This window comes from Micromonospora sp. RTGN7, assembly GCF_033804645.1.
Lineage (GTDB): Bacteria > Actinomycetota > Actinomycetes > Mycobacteriales > Micromonosporaceae > Micromonospora.
The window spans coordinates 1-20,113 of record NZ_JAPZLF010000038.1; the positions used below are offsets into that span (position 1 = coordinate 1).

The following is a 20,113-nucleotide window of genomic DNA, read 5'->3' on the forward strand; positions in this document are numbered from 1 at the left end:
GGAGGGGAAACGCCCGGTCACATTCCGAACCCGGAAGCTAAGCCCTCCAGCGCCGATGGTACTGCACTCGTGAGGGTGTGGGAGAGTAGGACACCGCCGGACAATCTTTCCAGTCGAGGGGGGGCCCCCCGCGGGGGCCCCCCTCGACTGCGTAGCGTCGGTTGCGACGCAATCAGGAAGGATCTACCTGTGAGTTCAGGACCCCACGACGGCGACCGTCCTCGTCGTAACGAAGACCGCTCCGACCGACGTGGCGGAGCACCCCGACGGGACGACCGGCCCCCCTACCGCAGCGATCGGGACGACCGATCCGGTGGTCAGCGCGGCGGCCAGACCGGCCGAGACGGTGAGCGCCGCGAGGGCGGCTTCCGGGGCGGCTCCCGTGACGACTCCCGGCCTGCCGGCGGCGGCTTCCGCCGCGACGGCGACAGCCGGGAGGGTGGCTCCCGTTCCGGTCCCCGTGAGGGTGGTTACCAGGGCGGCGGTGACCGTCGTGAGGGCGGTTACCGTTCGGGCCCCCGCGAGGGTGGTCCGTCGGGTGGCGGTGACCGTCGTGAGGGCGGTTTCCGTTCCGGTCCCTCGGGTGGCGGTGACCGTCAGGGTGGTTTCCGTGGCGGTGAGCGTCGTGAGGGCGGTTACCGTTCGGGTCCGCGTGAGGGTGGTCCGTCGGGCGGCGGTGACCGTCGTGAGGGCGGTTTCCGTTCCGGTCCCTCGGGTGGCGGTGACCGTCAGGGTGGTTTCCGTTCCGGTCCGCGTGAGGGTGGTTATCAGGGCGGCGGTGACCGTCAGGGTGGTTTCCGTGGCGGTGAGCGCCGTGAGGGTGGTTACCAGGGCGGCGGTGACCGTCGTGAGGGCGGTTTCCGTTCCGGTCCCTCGGGTGGCGGTGACCGTCAGGGTGGCTTCCGTTCCGGTCCGCGTGAGGGTGGTTATCAGGGCGGCGGTGACCGTCAGGGTGGTTTCCGTTCCGGTCCGCGTGAGGGTGGTCCGTCGGGTGGCGGTGACCGTCGTGAGGGCGGCTTCCGTGGCGGTGAGCGCCGTGAGGGTGGTTACCAGGGCGGCGGCGACCGTCAGGGTGGTTACCAGGGCGGCGGCGACCGTCAGGGTGGTTACCAGGGCGGCGGCGACCGTCGTGAGGGCGGTTATCGTTCCGGTCCGCGTGAGGGTGGTTATCAGGGCGGCGGCGACCGTCAGGGTGGTTTCCGTGGCGGTGAGCGCCGTGAGGGTGGTTTCCGTTCCGGTCCCCGTGAGGGTGGTTACCAGGGCGGCGGTGAGCGCCGTGAGGGTGGTTTCCGTTCCGGTCCCCGTGAGGGTGGTTACCAGGGCGGCGGTGACCGTCGTGAGGGCGGTTTCCGTTCCGGTCCCCGTGAGGGTGGTTACCAGGGCGGCGGTGACCGTCGTGAGGGCGGTTTCCGTTCGGGCCCCCGCGAGGGTGGTGCTGGTGCCCCAGGTGGCGGTGACCGTCGTGAGGGTGGTTTCCGTTCCGGTCCCCGTGAGGGTGGTTACCAGGGCGGCGGTGACCGTCGTGAGGGCGGTTCCCGCTCCGGCCCCCGTGAGGGTGGTGCGCGTGAGGGCGGCTTCCGTGGCGGCCAGAGTGCCGGTGCGCCTCGCGACAGCCGGGACGACCGTCGCGACAGCCGGGACCGTACTGAGTCGGCGGGCGCCGACCGTACCGGGAGCGGGCCGGCGCTGCCCGACGAGATCGTCGCGACCGACCTTGACTCGACCGTCAGGGCCGAGTTGCTCTCGCTGGCCAAGCCGGTGGCGGATACCGTCGCTCGGCACCTGGTCGCGACCGGCCAGCTGATCGACGAAAACCCGGCCGAGGCGCTCGCACACGCGATGGCCGCCCGACGGCTCGCGTCCCGGATCTCGGCGGTCCGTGAGGCGGTCGGACTGGCCGCGTACCACGCCGGGGAGTGGCAGTCGGCGATCGCCGAGCTGCGCACGTACCACCGGATGACCGGGTTGCAGAGTCACCTGGCGGTGCTCGCCGACTGCGAGCGGGCGCTCGGGCGTCCGGAACGGGCGGTCGACCTTTTCCGGGGCGCCGACCAGGAGAAGCTGGACAAGGCTGTGGCGATCGAACTACTGATCGTGGCTGCTGGGGCGCGCGGTGACCTCGGCCAGAAGGACGCGGCCGTGGCGATGCTCCAGGTTCGGGAGTTGGCGAACGACGCGGCTGAGCCGTGGGCTGCCCGGCTGCGGTACGCCTACGCTGACGCGCTGCTCGCGGTCGGCCGGCGCGAAGAGGGCCGGGAGTGGTTCTCTCGGGCGGCCGACACCGACACCGACGGCGAGACCGACGCCGCCGAACGACTGCTCGAACTCGATGGGGTGCTGATCGAGGGCGACGAGGACGACGACCAGGCCGAGGAGATCGCCTCCGGCCCGGGGAGCCCGGGCGCGGTGCCGGCCGAGCCGGACGCCGACGTCACCGGCACCGACGACCTCAACAGGCCGAACGACGACGAGGACGACGAGGACGACGACCGCGACGACGAGGACGACCGCGACGGTGGTGCCGACCGGCAAGCCGAGGACCTGGTTGACGACGAGCCGACCGAGGGCGGTGCCGGTTCAGGCCGGACCGGTTCGGCGCGCGGCGAGGAGTCGACCGGCGACCGCGAGCCGGGTGCGGAACAGCGGTGACGCCGGACGCTGGTGAGCGGCTGGTCGACGGGTACTCGCTGGTCGTTTTCGACCTCGACGGGGTGATCTACCTGATCGACCGGCCGATCCCCGGCGCGGTCGAGGCGGTCGGTCGGCTGCATGCCGAGGGACGGGCGGTCGCGTACGCCACGAACAACGCGGCCCGCCGTTCCAGCGAGGTCGCCGACCTGCTCACCGGGATGGGCGTGCCCGCCACCCCGGAGGAAGTGCTGACCTCTGCGGCCGCCTCCGCCGAACTGCTGGCGGAGCGGCTGCCCGCCGGCGCGGCTGTCCTGGTAGTCGGGGCGGAGGCGCTGCGCGCCGAGGTGAGCGCGGTCGGGCTACGCCCGGTGGCAAGCGCCGACGAGTCCCCGGCCGCGGTGGTGCAGGGGTACGGTCCGCAGGTCGGCTGGGCGGACCTCGCCGAGGCGTCACTTGCGGTGCGGGCGGGTGCCGTCTGGGTCGCCACGAACACCGACCGGACCCTGCCCAGCGGGCGCGGCCCGCTGCCGGGCAACGGGTCGCTGGTGGCGGTGCTGCGCACCGCGCTCGACCGGGGCCCGGACGTGGTGGTGGGCAAGCCCGAGCCCGCGCTCTTCGCCACCGCCGCCCGGCGGGCCGGCGAGGGGCGTGCCCTGGTGGTGGGCGACCGGTTGGACACCGACATCGAGGGCGCGCGTCGCGCTGGGCTGGACAGCCTCCTGGTGCTCACCGGCATCAGCGACGCGTCCGAGCTGTTGGCGGCCCCGCCGGAGCGCCGCCCGACGTTCGTCTCGGCCGACCTGGCCGGGCTCTTCGACCCGGCGGCGGTGGTCCGGGTGCCCGGTACCCCGGAAGGCGGTGGCTGGTCGGCCACTGTGACCGATGGCGGCGGGTTGGCACTGACCGGGGCGGGACGATTGTTGGACGCTCTGGCCACGCTCTGCGCGGTCGCGTGGGCGGCCGACGCCGACCCCGTGGTCCGGCCGGACTCGTCGGAGGCCACCGAGGCGCTGGTCGCTCTCGGCCTGAGCGACTGATCGTTGGCAACGGCACCGGCCCCCGCCATGGCGGGGGCCGGTGCCGTTTTCGGTCGAAGCCGGAGCCCCGGGCGGCTCAGAGCAGTTTGCGGAGCTTCAACAAATCGAACGGGTTCGCCTTGATCGAGACCCGCCTGGCCGCCATCGCCCGGGTGACGTCGAGCTCGCCGCGGACGAGCGCGAGCAGGTCGTCGCTGCTGATGCTCAGCGCGATCTTCGCCTTCGGATCGTCCCCGTCGGTCAGGTCGAGCAGCCGTCCGTCGGAGAGCCGGCCGTGGAAGGCGGTGTCCAGGTCGGTCACCCGGCAGGCCAGGGTCCGGTCCAGGTCGATTCGCTCCCGCACGCTCTCGGCGTTGCGGTCCAGCCGGGCGGCCAGGTCCTGCAATGCCTGCCGGCACTCGTCCACGCTGGCCACTTCGTCTCCTCACACACGCCACGTCCGTTTCCCGGCACCGTACCGCAATGGGCGGCTCGTGGCGCCCGGTAGCGTGACACCTGCAAACCTCACCCCCGTGGAAGGACTCAGGCATGCAGGACGCGTGGCGCGCCTACCTCGGACTGGCCATGGGCCTGACGGAGGCGCCCCGGAAGAAAGCCCAGGACGCGGTGCGGCGGCTGGTCGGCTCCGGTGGGGCGACGACCGCCCAGCTCCAGGCCCTCGCCGAGGAGTTGGTCTCGACGGGCGCGGCCAACCGGGAGGCGCTGACCAAGCTGGTGCGTTTCGAGGTGGACCGCGCACTCGGCGCCGTGGGGCTGGCCACCGCCGATGAGGTGGCCGAGCTGACTCGCCGGCTGCATGAGTTGGAGCGGCGACTCCGGGAAGCCAAGGCGGCCCCCACGAACACCCCCGGCGGGTCCGCGCTCCCGCCCGACGCGGCGAAGCCGGCCAGCGCAGCCCCGGCCAGCGCAGCCCCGGCCAGCGCAGCCCCGGCCAGCGCAGCCCCGGCGGAGCCGACTGGCCCTGCCGCGGGCGTGGTGGCGACGCGGGCCGTGGCCGAGAAGGCGGTGGCCGAGAAGACCGTTGCCAAGAAGACCGTCGCGAAGAAAGCTGTGGCGAAGAAGGCCGTCGTCCGCAAGCCGCCGGCCACGGTGAGCCGCACCGGAGCCGGCGCAGCCGACGCCGGTGGCACCGAACCGCCCCGGCCGGTGAAGAAGGCGGTGGCCCCCAAACGGCAGCCAGGCGGCGCGGCGTGAGCGTACCCGTGACGGGTCGGACCGGGCGGTGAGTGCGCCGTTCCGGCCGGGTCCGCCGCCCGGCGGTCGACCCGCGCCGCCGCCTGGCCCCCGGCCGGGTCCGTCGCCGCGCCCGGTCGCCGTCGACGACGCCGAGGAGGTTCGGCACCCGGCGGTGGACGCGGTCGTGCAGGCGATGGCGAACGCTGCGACGCTCTCCCCGGCCGACCAGATCCCGCAGTACGAGGCGGCGTACCAGACGCTGCGCGAGACCCTTGCCACCATCGACCAGGCCTGACCCACCGGAGAGCCACCCCATGGCACGTCGCAACCGCCTCGACGCCGAACTCGTCCGCCGCAGCCTGGCCCGTTCCCGGGAGCAGGCCGCCGCGCTCGTGGAGGCCGGCCGGGTCCAGCTGCGCGGGGTGGTGGCCCGCAAGGCCGCCGCGATGGTCGACCCCGCCGACCCGCTGCTGGTCACCGGCGCGGACCCCGTCCTGGAGTACGTCTCCCGGGGCGGGCACAAGTTGGCCGGTGCGCTGACCGCGTTCGCCCCGGGTGGGCTGCGGGTCGCCGGCCGCCGCTGCCTCGACGCCGGCGCGTCGACCGGCGGCTTCACCGATGTGCTGCTGCGCGCCGACGCGGCCGAGGTGGTCGCCGTGGACGTCGGGTACGGCCAGCTCGCCTGGGCGCTGCGCACCGATGAACGGGTACGTGTCCTCGAACGAACCAACGTGCGCACCCTGACCCCCGAGGCGATCGGGGGACAGGTCGCCCTGACGGTGGCGGATCTGTCGTTCATCTCGCTGCGGCTGGTGCTGCCGGCGCTGGCCGGCTGTACCCGGACCGATGGCGACCTGGCGTTGATGGTGAAGCCGCAGTTCGAGGTCGGCAGGGAACGGGTCGGGGCTGGCGGTGTGGTGCGCGATCCGGGGTTGCGCGCCGAGGCCGTCCTGGACGTGGCGGCCGCGGCGGCCGCTCTCGGCCTCGGGCTCGCCGACGTGACCGCGAGCCCGCTGCCGGGGCCAAGCGGCAACGTCGAGTTCTTCGTATGGTTACGCCGTGGCGCGCCGCCGGCCGACCCGGAGCGGGTACGGGCCGTCGTGGCAGCCGGCCCGCAGGGTCCGTCCCCGTCCGGCGTCGTGTCGGACGTCGCGCCGGACGACGCCCCGGAGGAGGTGGCTCGGTGAGCGTGAGGAGTGAGCTTGCGAGCCCCGCAGTCGCGAGCGGAGGGCAAGCTCGGGTGAGCGTGAGGAGTGAGCTTGCGAGCCCCGCAGTCGCGAGCGGAGGGCAAGCTCGGGTGAGCGTGAGGAGTGAGCTTGCGAGCCCCGCAGTCGCGAGCGGAGGGCAAGCTCGGGTGAGCGTGAGGTGTGAGAGTGCGGCGGCCGGTGCGGTCGCGGACGGAGGGTGGGGTCGGTGAGTCGTACCGCGCTGCTGGTGACGCACACCGGGCGCCGCCGTAGCACCGAACACGCCCGGGCGGTCGCGGCAGACCTGATCGCCGCCGGGTTCGAGGTGCGGGTGGTGGCCGAGGAGGCCGAGGACCTGGACCTGCCGGGTGTGGTGCCGGTGGTGGGGCCGCGGGCCGCCGAGGGCGCGGAGATCGTCTTCGCGCTCGGCGGGGACGGCACGTTCCTGCGCGCGGCCGAGCTGGCCCGCCCGGCGAAGGCCCCGCTGCTCGGCATCAACCTCGGCAAGGTCGGTTTCCTCGCCGAGGCGGAGATCGACGACCTCGACGTGGCGGTGGCCGACGTGGTCGACCGCAACTACACGGTGGACGAACGGCTCACCCTCGACGTGACCGCGGAGTTCGAGGGCGGCCCGACGATCGAGTCGTGGGCGCTCAACGAGATCAGCGTCGAGAAGGGCGAGCGGGCCCAGATGCTGGAGCTCCTCGTCGATGTCGACGGTCGGCCGCTGTCGCGGTACGGCTGTGACGGCGTGGTGTGCGCGACCCCGACGGGCTCCACCGCGTACGCGTTCTCGGGCGGTGGGCCGGTGGTGTGGCCTGAGGTGGAGGCGTTGCTGCTGGTGCCGATCAGCGCGCACGCGCTGTTCAGTCGGCCGTTGGTCACCTCTCCGACGTCAACGTTCTTGATCACGGTGGACCCGTTCACCACCCTGGCCGTGCTCTGCTGCGACGGTCGTCGGGTCTACGACCTGCCGCCGGGTGCCCAGGTGACGGTGCGTCGTGGCGCGCTCCCGGTGCGGGTGGTGCGGCTGCGGACCCGGTCGTTCACCGACCGGCTGGTGGCGAAGTTCGGGCTGCCCGTGCACGGCTGGCGGGGCAACCGCAGGTGAGCGAGGTCTCCCCGGCGCAGCGGTAGCGGTGACGGGGAGGCCGTCCGGCCTGCCGGCGGCGGGGCGCGGGCGCCCCGGACGGCCGCTCGTGACCGGGTCCCGGGCACGCCGGCTGGTCAACTGTCGGGACCCGAGTCTACTGTCGGGTGCTGTGCTGGAAGAGCTGCGCATCACCGGACTGGGCGTCATCGAGGACACCACGCTGCCCTTGACCGGCGGAATGAACGTCATCACCGGGGAGACCGGTGCCGGCAAGACGATGGTGGTCACCGGTCTCGGTCTGCTTTTCGGCGGCCGGGCCGACGCCGGCCGGGTGCGCGCCCAGCCGGGCCGCGCCGTGGTGGAGGGGCGGCTGCGGCTCGTCGGCCGGGTCGCCGCCGCCGTGCACGCCCGGGTCACCGACGCCGGTGGCGAGCCGGACGACGACGGTTCGCTGCTGCTGAGCCGGACGGTCACCGTGGAGGGACGCTCCCGGGCGCACCTGGGCGGACGCAGCATGCCGGTGGCCATGCTCGGCGAGGTCGGCGAGCAGGTGGTGGCGGTGCACGGCCAGTCCGACCAGCTGCGCCTGCTGCGCCCGACTGAGCAGCGGGCCGCGCTGGACCGGTTCGCCGGGCCCGAGCACGAGAAGCTGCTCGACGCGCTGCGCGAGGCGTACGCCCGGTGGCGGACGGTGGTCGAGGACCTGGCCGACCGGCGGCGCAACGCCCGGGCGCGCAACCAGGAGGTCGACCTGCTCCGGCTGGGGCTGGACGAGATCAGCCGGGTCGATCCGCAGCCGGGCGAGGACGCCGAGCTGAAGGCGGAGGCGCAGCGCCTGGAGCACGCGGAGGGGCTGCGCACGGCGGCGCAGACGGCGCACCAGTGCGTGGCGGGCGGCGCGGAGTCGACCGATGAAACGCCGGACGCGACGGCGCTGCTCGGGCTGGCCCGGCGCACCCTCGAGGCGCAGGCCGGTACCGACGCGTCCCTGGGTGACCTGGCGGGTCGGCTGGAGGAGGCGGCAACGCTGGTCGCCGACGTCTCCGCCGAGCTGTCGGCGTACCTGGCGGCGTTGGACGCCGATCCGGCCCGGCTGCAGACCATCTACGAGCGGCGGGCGGCGCTGCGTGGGCTGACCCGCAAGTACGCCGACGACGTCGACGGGGTGATCGCCTGGGCCGAGCGGGCCCGCATCAGGCTCTCCGACCTGGAGAACTCCGATGAGCTCCTCGACGAGCTGGACCGGGAGTCGTCCCGGCTGGCCGGTGAGGTGGGCGAGCTGGCCGGGCGACTGTCGACCTCCCGGCAGGAGGCGGCGATCCGCTTCGCCGAGCAGGTCACCGTCGAGTTGGCCGGGCTGGCCATGCCGCACGCCCGGATCGAGGTGGCGGTGCTGCCCCGGCCGGCCGGGAAGTCCGACCCGAGCCTGCCGGTCAACGGGATCGAGGTCGGTGTCGGCCCGGACGGGGGCGACGAGGTGGAGCTGCGGCTGCTGGCCCACCCGGGCGCACCGTCGCTGCCGTTGCAGCGTGGCGCCTCCGGCGGTGAGCTGTCCCGGGTGATGCTGGCCATCGAGGTGGTCTTCGCCGGGTCCGGCGGCCCGCCCACCCTGGTCTTCGACGAGGTCGACGCCGGGGTCGGCGGGCAGGCGGCGGTGGAGATCGGTCGCCGGCTGGCCCGGCTGGCCCGCAGCCATCAGGTGCTGGTGGTCACCCACCTGCCGCAGGTGGCCGCGTTCGCCGACCGGCACCTGGTGGTGGCGAAGGACACCGGGGGCGCGGTGACCACCAGCGGAGTGCGGGTGGTGGAGGACACGGAGCGGGCCCGTGAGCTGGCCCGGATGCTGGCGGGTTTGCCGGATTCGGATCTGGGTATTGCCCACGCCGAGGAGCTGTTGGCCGTCGCGGCTCGGGAAAGGCGGCCCTGACCGCGGCCGATTGTGAGTGCGGGCACACCAGCGTGCGCTGCGGTGTGCTTCCCTGGGTAGGCGGCCCTGCTCAGGCATGTCGCGACAGAAAAGCCTGCCTCACATGCCAGGATGGTCACGATGCGTATACCCATGCTGCGCCGGGCCCGGAACGCGGAACCGGACACGGTCCTAGGTACTGCCCGCCTCGATCGCCGGACGAAGCGCCTGGTCGGCCGGCTGCGCTCCGGCGACATCGCGATCATCGACCACGTCGACCTGGATCGGGTGGCGGCCGACTCGCTGGTTGCCGTCGGGGTCACCGCGGTCCTCAACGCCAAGCCCTCGGTCTCCGGCCGGTACCCGAACCTCGGTCCCGAGGTGCTGGTCGCGGACGGCATCCCGCTCGTGGATGACCTGGGCGAGGGCATCTTCGAGAAGGTCCGGGAGGGCGACACCGTCCGGATCGAGGGCAACACCGTCTTCGTCGGTGACGAGCCGATCGCGCACGGTGCACGCCAGGACGCCGAGACGGTGGCCAAGGCGATGGCCGACGCCCGTGAGGGGCTGTCGGTGCAGTTGGAGGCGTTCGCCGCCAACACGATGGACTACCTCCGGCAGGAGCGCGACCTGCTCCTGGACGGCGTCGGCGTACCGGAGATCCAGACCCAGGTCCAGGGCCGGCACTGTCTGATCGTGGTGCGCGGCTACGACTACAAGGCCGACCTGGACGTGCTGCGCCCGTACATCCGGGAGTTCAAGCCGGTGCTGATCGGGGTGGACGGCGGGGCGGATGCGCTGGTCGAGGCCGGCTACACCCCCGACATGATCATCGGGGACATGGATTCGGTCACCGACGACGTGCTGCGCTGCGGCGCCGAGGTGATCGTGCACGCCTATCCGGATGGCCGGGCGCCGGGGCTGCCCCGGGTTACCGGGCTGGGGGTGGAGGCGATCACCTTCCCGGCGGCGGCGACCAGCGAGGACCTGGCGATGCTGCTGGCCGACGAGAAGGGTGCCTCGCTGCTGGTGGCGGTCGGGACGCACGCCACCCTGGTCGAGTTCCTCGACAAGGGCCGGGGCGGGATGGCCTCGACGTTCCTCACTCGGCTCAAGGTCGGCGGGAAGCTGGTGGACGCCAAGGGCGTCAGCCGGCTCTATCGGCAGAACATCTCCGGTTCGTCCCTGCTGCTGCTGGTGTTGTCGGCGGTGGCGGCGATGGCCTCCGCCGTGGCAGTCTCCACCATCGGCAAGGCGTACTTGGGCGTGGTCAGCGAGTGGTGGAACAATTTCGTCTTCCAGCTGGGCCAGCTCTTCTAGCTCCCGACCGATCAAGAGGCTGTAAGCGTGATCAATTTCCGCTACCACGTGGTGTCCCTGACCGCGGTCTTCCTGGCGTTGGCCATCGGCTTGGTGGTCGGCACAGCCGCCCTCAACGGCCCGGTGGCCGACTCGCTCAAGGAGCGGGTCAACGGGCTCAGCAAGGACAACCAGCTGATGCGCCAGAGAGTCAGCGACATGCAGAAGGAACTGGAGCTGGAGGAGCAGTTCGCCGCCGAGATCGCGCAGGTGGTGCTGCCGGGAAAGCTTACCGGCCGGCGGGTGCTGGTGATGGATCTGCCCAGCGGGCGCGAGCACACCGAGGGCGTGCTGAAGATGCTTCAGACCGCCGGGGCCACCATCACCGGCCGGGTCGACCTCCAGGACAAGTTCATCAACCCGGACAACAACAGCAACCTGATGGAGTTGGCGGTCACCGCTGCCCGGCCCAGCGCCCCCGCCTCCGGTCTGCCCGGTAACGGGCACGGGGTGGAGACCTCCAGCGCCCTGCTGGCCAGCGTGCTGCTGGACCGCCCCGACGGCGCCGCCCCGGTCACCGAGGCCGACCGTCGGGCGGTACTGGCGTCGTACACCAACGCCGGGTATCTGACGACCGACGAGAAGGTGACCGGGCCGGCGGAGGCGGTGCTGCTCGTCAGCGGGCAGCCGTACGTGGACAAGGACTCCGCGAAGAAGGACGAGTCGGTGGTCAAGATCGCCGAGCAGTTCGACCGCACCGGCGCGATCGTGGTGGCCGGCGTCGGCTCGTCCGACGGCAACGTGGTGGCGGTGGTCCGGGGCGACCCGGTGCTGTCGCAGTCCATCTCCACCGTCGACGACGCCAACACCACCCAGGGGCAGGTGGTCACCAGCCTGGCCCTGGCGCAGCAGCTGACCGAGAAGAAGGCCGGCCAGTACGGAGTGGGCGACAACGCGCCCTCGCTGCTGCCTAAACTGCCCCGATGAGTAAACGACGTGCCCGGATGTCCGATCTCTTCCGCCGCGTCTGCGGCATGCCGAACGGGGTGACCGCGTGAGCCTGCTGGGCCGCCTGCTGATCGCCGGTGCCGGTGCCGCCGCCGCCCGGTACGCGCTGCGTGAGGTGCGCCTCGCGCCGGTCGCCCCGGCGCTGGAGCGCACCAACTTCCGGGGCCGCACCGTCACCCTGGCCGCCGGGCCGGCGCTCGCCGCCGGGGCCGCCGTGGCCGGGGCGTTCGGGGCGCCCAGCGGCCCCGCCGGGGCCGCCGCGCTGGTGGCCGGCCTGGGCGGGGGCGCGGTCGGGGTCTACGACGACGTGGTCGGCGCCCGCCCGGAGCAGCGGGCCGCGAAGGGCTTCGCCGGGCACCTCGCCGCCCTGCGGGAGGGGCGGATCACCGCCGGCCTCGTGAAGATCGTCGGAGTGGGGGCCGCCGGGCTGGGCGCAGCGGCGCTCCTCGCCGCCGACCCGATGGTCGCGGCGCACCACCGCCGGCAGCGGCACGGGGCCGTCGGCCGCACCGTCGACGTGCTGCTCGGCGCCGGGGTGATCGCCGGCACCGCCAACCTGCTCAACCTGCTCGACCTGCGGCCCGGCCGGGCGCTGAAGTCCGGCTTGCTGCTCGGCGCGCCGCTGGCGCGCGGCCCGCACGGCGGGATCGCCGCCAGCGCGGTCGGCGCCGCCGCCGGCCTGCTCCGCGACGACCTCGACGAGCAGGTGATGATCGGCGACGGCGGGGCCAACGCGCTCGGCGCGTTGCTCGGCGTGGCCCTCGCCGCCCGCACCGGGCCGCTCGGCCGGGCCGGCGCGCTCGCGGTGCTCGCCGGGCTCACCGCGGCCAGCGAGAAGATCAGTTTCACCCAGGTCATCCAGGCCACCCCGGGACTGCGTGAGCTGGACGCACTGGGCCGGCGCACCGACTGACGTGAAAACCCCGGCACCCCTCGCCGGCGCCGGCCGCGTCGCCGGAGCGGCCGCCCTCATCGCCGCGCTCACCGTCGTCAGCCGGCTCGCCGGCTTCGGCCGCACTCTGCTGTTCACCTGGACACTGGACTTCGGCGACCTCGGTGACATGTACGTCGTCGCCAACACCGTGCCCAACATCATCTTCGAGATCGTGGCCGGTGGGGCGTTGGCGAGCCTGGTCGTACCGCTGCTGGCCGGGCCGGTCGCGGCGGGGGACCGGCGGACGGTGGCCGCGACCACCGGGGCGCTGCTGACCTGGACGGTGGCGCTGCTGGTGCCGCTGGCGGTGGCGGTCACCCTGCTGGCCGGGCCGATCATCGAGGCGTTCAGCTCCGGGCGTAGCCCGGCGGAGCTGGCCGCCGGCGCCCGGATGCTGCGGGTCTTCGCCCCCCAACTGCCGCTCTACGGCATCGGCATCGTGCTCACCGGGGTGCTCCAGGCGCACCGCCGTTTTGCCTGGCCGGTCATCGCCCCGCTGCTGTCCAGCCTCACCGTGATCGCGGTGTATCTGGTCTTCGGCGCGGCCGAGGGTCGCCGTGCCACGGTCGCCGGGGTGAGCCGTGGTGGTGAACTGGTGCTCTCCGGCGGCACCACCCTCGGGGTGGTGGTGCTGTCGCTGTCGCTGCTGATCCCGCTGCGCCGGCTGGGTCTGCGGCCGCGCCCCGGATTCGTCTTCGGCGCCGACGCCCGGGCCCGCGTCGGCGGGCTGGCGATGGCCGGTGTGATCACCGTCGCCGCCCAGCAAATCGCCCTCGCGGTGCTGATCAGGAGCACCTCCGGTGGGCCCACCGGCTCCCTCCAGGTGTTTAACCTGGCCCAGACGATGTACCTGCTGCCCTGGGCGGTGCTGGCCGTGCCCCTCGCCGTCGCCGCGTACCCGACCCTCGTGGCCGCAGCGGCGACCGGCGACGAGGCCGGGTACCGGGACACCCTTGCCTCGACCACCCGGGGGGTGCTCCTGTTCAGTTGCCTCGGCGCGGCGGCGCTGGCCGGCACCGCCGCCCCTGTCGCCGCGTTCTTCCGCCCGGACGATCCCGCCCCGGTCGCCGCCGGGATCGCTGGCTTCGCTCCTGGACTGCTCGGCTACGGGCTCTTCGCGGTGCTCTCCCGGGCCCTCTACGCCCGGGGCGACACCCGGGCGGCCACCGCCGCGATCACCGTCGGCTGGCTCGCCGTGCCGCTGGCCGTCGCCCCGCTGGCGGCGCTGCTGCCCCGCGACGACCGGGTGCTCGCCGTCACCCTCGCCAACTCGGTCGGGATGCTGCTGCTCGGCGCCCTGCTGCTGGTCGCGGTGCGCCGCACGGCCGGTCACGTCGCGCTGGCCGGCGTGCCCCGCGCCGGGGCCGCCGGACTGCTCGGCGGGGCACTCGGCGCGCTCGCCGGGGCGGGAGTCGCGCGCTGGCTGGCCGGTGCCGGCGACGGCACCCCGACGACGCTCGGAGCGCTCGTGCAGGGCATGCTGTCCTCAGCCGTGGTCGGCATCGTGTTCCTCGCCGTCGCGTATCTGGTCGATCGGCGGGACGTCCGGCCGCTGCTCGCCGCCGTGCGTCGCCGGCTGGGCGGGGCAGGGCGGGGAGCCGGGCGGGCCGACGGGCCTCGGCGACAGGACGTGATCCCCCCGGAGCGGGGCGACGGGAAGGAGACGGTGTCCGGGTGAGCGTGACGACGGGCGGCGGACCGAAGGCGGCAGCGAGTCGGGGACGGTCGCGGTGACCGGGGTGACGCCGGCCGCCGGCTGGCACCGCACCGTGGCGCTGTTGCTCGCCTCCAGCACCGGCGGCGTCGGCCAGCATGTCCGCTCCGTCGCCCGGGGGCTCGCCGGCGCGGGCGCCCGGGTACTGGTCTGCGGGCCGGCCGCCACCGAGGAGCAGTTCGACTTCACCGGTGTGGGCGCCCTGTTCCGGCCGGTGGAGATCCCGGCCAGCCCCACCCCGGCCGACGCCCGGGCGGTCGCCGCCCTGCGCCGCGCGTTGACCGCCGAGCCGGTCGCCGTCGTGCACGCGCACGGGCTGCGCGCCGGGCTGGTCGCCGTTCTGGCCCGACCGGCGGCCCCACTGGTGGTCACCTGGCACAACGCGGTCCTCGCCCGGGGGTTGCGCGGCGGACTGTCCCGGCTCGCCGAGCGGGTCGTGGCCCGGGGCGCCCGGGTCGCCCTGGGCGCCTCCGCCGACCTGGTCGAGCGGGCCGCCACGCTGGGCGCCACCGATGCCCGGCTCGCCCCGGTCGCCGCGCCGGCGCTGCCCGCCCCGCGCCGCCGCCGGGCCGCCGTCCGCGCCGAGTTCGGGGTGGCCGCCGACCAGCCGCTGATCGTCTCGGTGGGCCGGCTGCACCCGCAGAAGCGGTACGACGTGCTGGTCGACGCCGCCGCCCGGTGGCGCGGCCGGACCCCGCCGCCCGTCGTGGCAATCGCCGGCAGCGGCCCGGCGTACCTTCAGCTGGCCGCCCGGATCTCCGCCGCCCGCGCCCCGGTCACCCTTCTAGGGCATCGTACCGACGTGGCCGACCTGCTGGCCGGCGCCGACCTGGCCGTGGTGACCAGCGACTGGGAGGCCCGCCAGCTCTTCGCCCAGGAGGCGCTGCGGGCCGGCGTACCGCTGGTGGCGACCGCCGTTGGTGGCCTGCCCGAGCTGGTCGGCGACGGGGCCGTGCTGGTGCCTCCCGGCGACGTGGACGCCGTCGACGCCGCCGTGCGGGAGTTGCTCGACGACGACACCCGCCGGGCCGGGCTGGGCCGGGCCGGTGCCCAGCGGGCGCAGGCCTGGCCCACCGAGGCGGACACTGTCGCCGAGCTGGCCGCGCTCTACGCGGAGCTGGCCCCCGACGCCGACGCCACGTCGACGGGACGCCGGTGATGCTGCGCAGACTCACACCGGTCCTGTTTACCCTGCTGGTCGTGGTCCTCGGTGTCACTGCTCTCGCCGCGCGACCGGCCGGCGAGGCCCCCCGGCGCACCGCCGACTTCGTGGTGCTCGCCGGGGTAGCGGGACTGCGCTGGGACGACGTGGACCCGCAGACCACCCCGACGCTGTGGCGGATGGCGCAGGAGGGCTCGATCGGCTCCCTGTCGGTGCGTTCCGGGCATCGGCCGACCTGTCCGGTCGACGGCTGGCTGACCCTGGGCGCCGGCAACTTCGCCGCCGGGAACGGCAGCCGCGGCGCGGGTTCCTGCCAGTCCGTGCGGGTGGCCGTGGAGCAGCCCGACGGCATCGGAGCGAACCTGCCGAACCAGGCGAGCGTCGTGCAGCACAACCAGCAGCGCCTGCCCTGGGGCGCGGTGCCCGGCTCGCTGTCGGAGTCGGTGCGCTGCTCGGTCGCCGTCGGCCCCGGCGCGGCGGTGGCCGCAGCCCGCCCGTTCGGCCGGGTCGACCGGTACGCCGCGAGACTGCCGGACGACCCGGCCCCGCTGCTCGGCTCCTGCGTGTTGAGCATCGTTGACCTCGGCACCGTCGCAGGCGAGGATCCGGCGGCCCGCGCCGCGCAGGCCCGGCAGGCCGACGCCGACCTGGCCCGGGTGCTCGCCGCCCGCCCTCCGCGCTCCCTGGTGCTGGTCGCCGGGATTTCCGACACCGGTCTGCCGTCCCGGCTGCACGTCGCCGTCGCCGACGGCCCCGGCTGGGAGCGGGGCTGGCTCACCTCGCCGACCACCGGCCGGGAGGGCTACCTGCAACTGGTCGACCTGGCACCGACGGCCCTGGCCGCGCTCGGCCGTCCCATGCCGGATCGGCTCTTCCTCGGCCGACCCGCGGTCGCCGTCGGCGACCGGCCGGCGGACCTGCCCTCCGCGCTCGCCGCGCCGGCCGATGCGGATCGGGAGTCCGCCGCCCAGCGGCACGTCGCCAGCTGGTTCTTCGCCCTGCTCGCCGGCGCGCAGGTGCTGCTCGCCGTCGCGGTGCTGCCGTTGCTTCGCCGTGCCCGTCGGCACGCCGGGCCGGGCGGCCCCGCCCCGGTGCCCCGGCGTGTGGTGGCGACGGTCGAGCTGCTGCTGATCGCCGCCGCACTGGCGGTCCCGGCGGCCCTGCTTGCCGACGTCGTGCCCTGGTGGCGCGGCGACCACGCCGGCTGGTGGTTCGCCACCGTGACGGCGCTGCTGGTGATCGGGGGGACCGCAGCGGTCCGCTTCGCCCCCGGGCGCGACTCGACGCTCGGCCCGCTCGGCGCGGTCGCCGGCCTGTCCACCCTCGTCGTCGCCGCCGACGTGCTCACCGGGGCCCGGTTGCAGCTCAACGGCGTGGTTGGCTACTCGGCCCTGGAGGGCGGCCGGTTCTCCGGCCTGGGCACCGTCGGGCTGGGCGTGTTCATCGCCGGGGCGCTGCTCTGCGCCGGCTGGCTGGCCCAGCGGGTCCGCCGGCAGTGGCGGCCCATGGTGGTGGTCGCCGTCGGCGGAATAGCCGTGGTGGTGGTCGGCAGCCCGTTCCTGGGGGCGGACCCGATCGGCGCGATCGCACTGACCGCCGGGGTGAGCGTGGCCGCCGCGATCAGCACCGGCGGTTGGCTGACCGTCAGCCGGCTGGTCTGGGCCACCATGGCCGGGCTGGCCCTCACCATCGGCTTCGCGGTGATCGACCTGCGGCGGGAGGCCACCGAGCGGGGCAGCCTGGGCCGCTTCCTGGCCGCCGTCGGCGACGGCACCGGCGGGCTGACCGTGAACCGGTCCAGCAGCGCCAACTTCGAGACCATGGTCAACAGCCCGCTGACCGTGCTGGCCCTGGCCGGGGCGCTGCTGGTCTGGTTCGCGCTGCTCCAGCCGTGGGGCGGGCTGATGCGGCTGTTCGGCATCTACCCGGCGATGCGGGCCGCGATGGCCGGCATCGCGGTGGGCGCCGTGATCGGCGGGTTGCTCGGCGGCTCCGCGCTCGACGTCGCCGGGGCCGCCGGGGCGCTGGTGGTGCCGATGGCGGCCCTCGCGGCGCTGCGCGTGCTCGACCACTCGACCGACCGGACCCAGCCCGGCGACGGCGGCCCCGCCAACGGCCGTCCCGCCGCCGCGCGTGCCCCGGACCGCCCGGCCGACGCCGGCCGGGCTGACGCCGAGGCGGGCGACCGGGACGGCGCTTCCGGCGAAGCCGGGGATGGTCCTTCCGGCGAAGCCGTGGACGGCCCGGTCGGCGACGGCGGGGACAGGACACCTCGCGTGCCCGGCCAGGCCGCCCGCGTCTCGACCGCGGTCGTGCCGGGCTGAGCCCCCGGCATGGCCCTGCCGGGGGACCTCGGGTGCGGGCTGCGGGGCCACCCGGGGGAGGTGTTACCGTGGAATCCCGTGGATCGCGTGATCACTTTGCTGATCGGCACGGCGGTCTGCACGACCGCAACGGACGACACGGGAGCAGGCCTTGGCCCCTTCAGCACGGACGACCAGGCACATTTTCGTCACCGGGGGAGTCGCCTCCTCGCTGGGCAAGGGCCTCACCGCCTCCAGCCTCGGCAACCTGCTGACCGCGCGAGGGCTGCGCGTGGTGATGCAGAAGCTCGACCCCTACCTCAACGTGGACCCTGGGACGATGAACCCGTTCCAGCACGGTGAGGTGTTCATCACCGAGGACGGCGCGGAGACCGACTTGGATGTCGGGCACTACGAGCGATTCCTGGACCGGGCACTGTCCGGCAAGGCGAACGTCACCACCGGCCAGATCTACTCCGAGGTGATCGCCAAGGAGCGGCGCGGCGAGTACCTGGGCGACACCGTCCAGGTCATTCCGCACATCACCAACGAGATCAAGGCGCGCATCCGGGGGATGGCCGACCCGGACACCGACGGCCAGGTGCCGGACGTGGTGATCACCGAGGTCGGCGGCACCGTCGGCGACATCGAGTCACTGCCCTTCCTGGAAGCGATCCGGCAGGTCCGCCACGACCTGGGCCGGGACAACTGCTTCTACCTGCACGTCTCCCTGGTGCCGTACCTGGCCCCGTCTGGGGAACTGAAGACCAAGCCCACCCAGCACTCGGTGGCCCAGCTGCGCAGCATCGGCATCCAGCCGGACGCGCTGGTGCTGCGCTGCGACCGGGAGATCCCGGACAAGGTGAAGCAGAAGCTGGCGCTCTACTGTGATGTGGACCGGGAGGCCGTCACCGCCGCCCCGGACGCGCCGAGCATCTACGACATCCCGAAGGTGCTGCACCGCGAGGGCCTCGACGCGTACGTGGTGCGCCGGCTCGGCCTGTCCTTCCGCGACGTCGACTGGGCGAGCTGGGACGACCTGCTGGACCGGGTGCACCAGCCGCACCACACCGTGACCGTGGCGGTGGTCGGCAAGTACGTCGACCTGCCCGACGCGTACCTGTCGGTCAGTGAGGCGATCCGGGCGGCCGGGTTCGGCCACCGGGCCCGGGTGCAGCTGCGGTGGGTGCCCAGCGACGACTGTGTCACCCCGGCCGGCGCCGCGACGGCCCTGGCCGGCGTGGACGGCATCGTCATCCCCGGTGGCTTCGGCGTGCGCGGCATCGAGGGCAAGATCGGCACCGCCCGGTACGCCCGGGAGAACGGCGTGCCGCTGCTCGGCCTCTGCCTCGGCCTGCAGTGCATGACCATCGAGGTGGCCCGTCACCTGGCCCACCTGGACGGGGCGAACTCGCTGGAGTTCGACGAGGAAGCCGTGCATCCGGTCATCGCCACGATGGCCGACCAGCAGGACATCGTCGCCGGCAGGGGTGACCTGGGCGGCACCATGCGGCTGGGGGCGTACCCGGCGAAGCTCGCCGAGGGGTCGCTGGTGGCCGAGGCGTACGGCAGCACCGAGGTCAGTGAGCGGCACCGGCACCGGTACGAGGTGAACAACGCCTACCGCGACCAGCTCACCAAGGCCGGGCTGACCGTCTCCGGCACCTCCCCGGACGGCCGGTTGGTCGAGTTCGTCGAGCTGGACCGCGCCCTGCACCCGTTCTACGTGGCCACCCAGGCGCACCCCGAGCTGAAGAGCCGCCCGACCCGGCCGCACCCGCTCTTCGCGGCGTTCGTGAAGGCCGCTGTGACGTACTCCGAGGCCGACCAGCTCCCGGTCGACCTGGACGCCGCCCCCGCGGCGGTGGGGGACGCGGCGCGCCGGGCCGACCGCAACGGCGGCGCGGCCGCCGAGAAGAAGAAGGCGTCGGCGTCGTGAGCGCGGTGGAGCACCGGTACGAGGTGACCGGCCGGCGGGAGCGCTACGCCGGGCGGATCTTCTCCGTGGTCACCGACGAGGTCACCATGCCGGGCGGCGGCACCGCCGCCCGCGACTATGTCCGGCACGTCGGCGCGGTGGCCGTCGTGGCGCTCGACGATGCCGGCCAGGTGGTGCTGATTCGGCAGTACCGGCACGCGGTCGGTCGGCACCTGTGGGAGCTGCCGGCCGGCCTGATGGACGTCTCCGGGGAGGACCTGGCCGCCGCGGCGGCCCGCGAGCTGGCCGAGGAGGCCGACCTCACCGCCGGCGCCGTCGACGTGCTGGTCGACCTGCACAGCTCGCCCGGCTTCTCCGACGAGGTCGTCCGGGTCTTCCTGGCCCGGGGCCTCGCCGACGTGCCCGCCGGGCAGCGCCACGAGCGCAGCGAGGAGGAGGCCGACCTCCAGGTGGTCCGGGTGGACCTCGACGAAGCGGTGCGGATGGTGCTCGCCGGCGAGATCACCAACGCCGCCGCCGTGGCCGGGCTGCTCGCCGCCGCCCGCGCCCGCGACGCCGGCTGGTCGGCGCTGCGTCGCCCGGACGCGCCGCTGCCGCGCTGAGCGACCGCGACCAGCGGGTACACCGGGGAGGGGGGGGGGGGGGGGGCGGCCGGGCCCCCCGCCCCCCCCCCGACGAGATCAACCGGCAGGGGGCAAGACGCCGGGGACTCCGCACCCCCCCA

Annotated in this window: 17 protein-coding genes and 1 rRNA gene; 16 read left to right on the forward strand and 2 right to left on the reverse strand. The window is 74.2% G+C overall.

Going from position 1 to position 20,113, the window contains the following annotated elements; translation table 11 throughout:
* Positions 1–102 (forward strand): 5S ribosomal RNA (gene rrf, locus SNR22_RS28810); the annotation flags it as partial.
* A 93-nt stretch (positions 103–195) separates the two neighbouring features.
* On the opposite strand, the gene SNR22_RS28815 is transcribed toward rrf, so the two are convergent.
* Complete coding sequence (locus SNR22_RS28815) at positions 196–1,782, reverse strand: hypothetical protein (RefSeq protein WP_320069833.1); 1,587 nt, start codon at positions 1,780–1,782, stop codon at positions 196–198.
* Here SNR22_RS28815 and SNR22_RS28820 point away from each other — a divergent pair.
* On the forward strand, positions 1,759–2,649 hold the full coding sequence (locus tag SNR22_RS28820; protein WP_320069834.1) for a Replicase polyprotein 1ab: 891 nt from the start codon (positions 1,759–1,761) through the stop codon (positions 2,647–2,649). The genes SNR22_RS28815 and SNR22_RS28820 overlap by 24 nt on opposite strands.
* Positions 2,646–3,668, forward strand: coding sequence for an HAD-IIA family hydrolase (locus SNR22_RS28825; RefSeq protein ID WP_320069835.1), 1,023 nt, complete (start codon positions 2,646–2,648; stop codon positions 3,666–3,668). The genes SNR22_RS28820 and SNR22_RS28825 overlap by 4 nt, the downstream gene beginning before the upstream one ends.
* A gap of 76 nt (positions 3,669–3,744) precedes the next feature.
* Here the strand turns inward: SNR22_RS28825 and SNR22_RS28830 are convergent, their stop codons facing one another.
* Positions 3,745–4,083 carry an SCP2 sterol-binding domain-containing protein gene (locus SNR22_RS28830; protein WP_320069836.1) on the reverse strand — a complete coding sequence of 113 codons (339 nt, stop codon included), beginning with the start codon at positions 4,081–4,083 and terminating at the stop codon, positions 3,745–3,747.
* A 113-nt stretch (positions 4,084–4,196) separates the two neighbouring features.
* Between SNR22_RS28830 and SNR22_RS28835 the strand changes: the two genes are divergently transcribed.
* From SNR22_RS28835 to SNR22_RS28895, 13 genes are all read left to right on the forward strand, one after another.
* Positions 4,197–4,862, forward strand: coding sequence for a hypothetical protein (locus SNR22_RS28835; RefSeq protein ID WP_320069837.1), 666 nt, complete (start codon positions 4,197–4,199; stop codon positions 4,860–4,862).
* Positions 4,863–4,890: 28 nt separating this feature from the next.
* Positions 4,891–5,139: a hypothetical protein gene (locus SNR22_RS28840; protein WP_320069838.1), complete on the forward strand. Its 249-nt coding sequence runs from the start codon at positions 4,891–4,893 to the stop codon at positions 5,137–5,139.
* A gap of 19 nt (positions 5,140–5,158) precedes the next feature.
* Positions 5,159–6,031: a TlyA family RNA methyltransferase gene (locus tag SNR22_RS28845; protein WP_320069839.1), complete on the forward strand. Its 873-nt coding sequence runs from the start codon at positions 5,159–5,161 to the stop codon at positions 6,029–6,031.
* A gap of 226 nt (positions 6,032–6,257) precedes the next feature.
* Positions 6,258–7,142, forward strand: a complete 885-nt coding sequence (locus tag SNR22_RS28850) for an NAD kinase (protein ID WP_320069840.1) — start codon at positions 6,258–6,260, stop codon at positions 7,140–7,142.
* Between the two features lie 151 nt (positions 7,143–7,293).
* Positions 7,294–9,051 (forward strand): DNA repair protein RecN, encoded by a 1,758-nt coding sequence (gene recN, locus SNR22_RS28855; protein WP_320069841.1) that lies wholly within the window; start codon positions 7,294–7,296, stop codon positions 9,049–9,051.
* 120 nt (positions 9,052–9,171) lie between these two features.
* Positions 9,172–10,350 carry a putative cytokinetic ring protein SteA gene (steA, locus tag SNR22_RS28860; protein ID WP_320069842.1) on the forward strand — a complete coding sequence of 393 codons (1,179 nt, stop codon included), beginning with the start codon at positions 9,172–9,174 and terminating at the stop codon, positions 10,348–10,350.
* 27 nt (positions 10,351–10,377) lie between these two features.
* A complete protein-coding gene (locus SNR22_RS28865) occupies positions 10,378–11,316 on the forward strand; it encodes a copper transporter (protein WP_320069843.1) in 939 nt (312 codons plus the stop codon).
* Between the two features lie 67 nt (positions 11,317–11,383).
* On the forward strand, positions 11,384–12,250 hold the full coding sequence (locus tag SNR22_RS28870; protein WP_320069844.1) for a hypothetical protein: 867 nt from the start codon (positions 11,384–11,386) through the stop codon (positions 12,248–12,250).
* Position 12,251: 1 nt separating this feature from the next.
* Positions 12,252–13,949 carry a murein biosynthesis integral membrane protein MurJ gene (gene murJ / locus SNR22_RS28875; RefSeq protein WP_320069849.1) on the forward strand — a complete coding sequence of 566 codons (1,698 nt, stop codon included), beginning with the start codon at positions 12,252–12,254 and terminating at the stop codon, positions 13,947–13,949.
* A 52-nt stretch (positions 13,950–14,001) separates the two neighbouring features.
* Complete coding sequence (locus SNR22_RS28880) at positions 14,002–15,144, forward strand: glycosyltransferase family 4 protein (protein ID WP_320069845.1); 1,143 nt, start codon at positions 14,002–14,004, stop codon at positions 15,142–15,144.
* Complete coding sequence (locus SNR22_RS28885; protein ID WP_320069846.1) at positions 15,144–17,471, forward strand: hypothetical protein; 2,328 nt, start codon at positions 15,144–15,146, stop codon at positions 17,469–17,471. The genes SNR22_RS28880 and SNR22_RS28885 overlap by 1 nt, the downstream gene beginning before the upstream one ends.
* A 151-nt stretch (positions 17,472–17,622) precedes the next feature.
* Complete coding sequence (locus SNR22_RS28890) at positions 17,623–19,389, forward strand: CTP synthase (protein WP_320069847.1); 1,767 nt, start codon at positions 17,623–17,625, stop codon at positions 19,387–19,389.
* Positions 19,386–19,991, forward strand: a complete 606-nt coding sequence (locus SNR22_RS28895) for an NUDIX hydrolase (protein ID WP_320069848.1) — start codon at positions 19,386–19,388, stop codon at positions 19,989–19,991. The genes SNR22_RS28890 and SNR22_RS28895 overlap by 4 nt, the downstream gene beginning before the upstream one ends.
* The last annotated feature ends 122 nt before the right edge of the window (positions 19,992–20,113 follow it).